The organism is Maribellus maritimus, from assembly GCF_022267315.1.
GTDB classification, from domain to species: domain Bacteria; phylum Bacteroidota; class Bacteroidia; order Bacteroidales; family Prolixibacteraceae; genus Draconibacterium; species Draconibacterium maritimum.
Genome location: NZ_JAIKLE010000109.1, coordinates 1 through 2,394 on the forward strand (window position 1 = coordinate 1; position 2,394 = coordinate 2,394).

The 2,394-nt window shown below is 41.9% G+C and carries 1 protein-coding gene; it reads left to right on the forward strand.

The window, feature by feature from the left end; translation table 11 throughout:
• Positions 1-334 precede the first annotated feature (334 nt).
• Positions 335-2,137 carry an SLC13 family permease gene (locus tag K5G00_RS29105; RefSeq protein WP_238770080.1) on the forward strand — a complete coding sequence of 601 codons (1,803 nt, stop codon included), beginning with the start codon at positions 335-337 and terminating at the stop codon, positions 2,135-2,137.
• Positions 2,138-2,394 lie beyond the last annotated feature (257 nt).

Consider the following 2,394-nt stretch of genomic DNA (forward strand, 5'->3'; position numbering starts at 1 on the left):
AAAAGAAGTCAAAGAATAAGACATAAAAGAAGAATTGACTTACATGTTAAGAACGGACCCGCCTAAGAGTAAAAGCGTAAAGAAAATAAATGAAGTGTAGCGTTAAAAAATCTTTTCTGTTTGACTCCAAGCTATAGCGAAGGAGGAGTTTAAAAGATTTTAGCGAAAGGGAATTGATTTTTAGCTTTTAATCTTGAGCGGTGGCTTTTTTTGATTCCTTTTTTCAGCTATAGGAAAAAAGGAATTGGGGTTCGGGGCAACGCCCCGTTGAGAAGAGAGATGAGTAGTGAGAACGTGGGACTCTCTATACCAATAAAAATATACTTTTTTAACATTGACCATTGAAACCTACATCGTAATAGCAACCTTTATTTTTCTTATTGTTGCTTTTTTGCTGGAGGCCATGCGTCCGGGATTGATCCTGTTTAGCGCAGCTGTCATTTTTCTGGCTACCGGCATTATTTCAGGAGAAGAAATGGTTGCCGGATTTTCCAACAACGGAATTATAACCATTGCCGTGCTTTTTCTGGTGAATGAAGGAATAAAACAAGCGGGCCTGATTACCCGGCTCGCTCAAATTTACCTTCCGCGAAAGAAAAGTCCAATGCCTTTGTTGATTCCAAGGATTATGATTCCTGTTTCATTGTTCTCGGCATTTTTAAATAACCTGCCTATTGTTGTAAATGTTATACCCTTACTTATGAAATGGGCAGACATGATGCGCTTTTCTTATAAAAAATTTCTTATTCCCCTTTCCTATGCGGCGATTTTTGGCGGAATGTGTACCCTGATTGGAACCTCCTCTAATCTTGTGGTTCACGGGCTGATGCTTGAAAGCGGGTTTCAGGGATTTCATCTTTTTGAATTGGGAAAACTGGGACTGGTTATCTCTCTGTTTGGAATTGTATACATGGCACTGGTGAGCAACTGGCTCCTTCCCGGAAAAAAGATGCGCATCATGCGCGGAATAACAGAAACAAAAGATTACTATTATAACCTGCAACTCACGGAAAACAGTTCACTCATCGGGCAGGTTATCGAAAACCCTTCAGTTCCCGGGTTAAACGGATTACAGTTGTATTGTGTGGAACGTAACGGAAAAACATTATATCCCGGGAAAAACAATATTAAACTAAGACAAAACGATGATATTCTGGTGATGGGAACCTCCGACCGGCTTAATTATATTCTTGCACACAAAGATATAAAACTCAAAGGAGAGGAATACCTGCACAATGAATCTCCCGCCGATTTAAAACAATATGAAGTGGTACTTTCACCCCGTTTTGCCGGACTGGGACTAACCGTTACTGAATACAACTTTTTTGAACACTTTAACGCTGTTGTACTTGCCATACACCGGAATGGAGAGAGGATTACCTCCAACCTGAACAAACTCAAACTCAAGGTGGGCGACAATGTCGTGCTGCTTTCCACCGACCAGTTTCTGAGTAACTGGGAAACATCACATATGTTTTATCTGGTAAACTACCTTCAGGATTACCGTGTGGGAAAAACATCACGCACACGGTGGATCGCTCTGGTGATCCTTGCTGCAATGGTGCTGGGGATTGTTATCAATGAACTGGTATCCTGGGGCTATGGAATGCGTTTAAATATTTTTCTTTTTGTTGCAGCAGCAGCCATTTTGCTGGTATGGCTGAAAATATTACCATCTCAGAATTATACCAAAAACATCAGTTGGGACCTGATTATTTCAGTGGCCTCAGCTTTTGCCATCAGCAAAGGGATTCAGAATTCCGGTATCGCTCAGTCGATGGCAGAGGATGCCGTCAATGTGGTAAAATCCATTGGCCCGGCAGGAGTGCTTGCAATCATTTATATCGTCACCGCTGTATTAACCGAAATTATTACCAACAATGCCGCCGTAGCCCTGGTATTTCCTGTAGCTGTACTGGCCGCCGAGCTGTTGGGAGTCAATGCCAAACCTTTTTTTGTGGCGATTGCCATAGCCGCTGCTTCCAGTTTTATGACCGCCCGTGGATACCGGGCAAATCTGATCATCAAGTCCATTGGGAAATATTCATACCGGGATTTTTTACGCATCGGAACGCCCATGCAGATAATTGCTTTTGTAGTCAGTGTATGGCTGATACCTTATTACTGGGCATTTTGAGAAGAAAAAAGATGAGAGGGTGAGAAAAGAGCGATGAGCGGAGAGACTGTGAGCACTGAGAGGAGAGAAGATGAGAAAGTGAGCGGTGAGAAATGAGTACCGAACGTTTCACATAGAAAAAGAAGTCAAAGAATAAGACATAAAAGAAGAACTGATTTACAGGTTAAGAACGGACCCGCCTAAGAGTAAAAGCGTGAAGAAAATAAATGAAGTGCAGCGTCAAAAAATCTTTTCTGTTTGACTCCAAGCTATAGCGA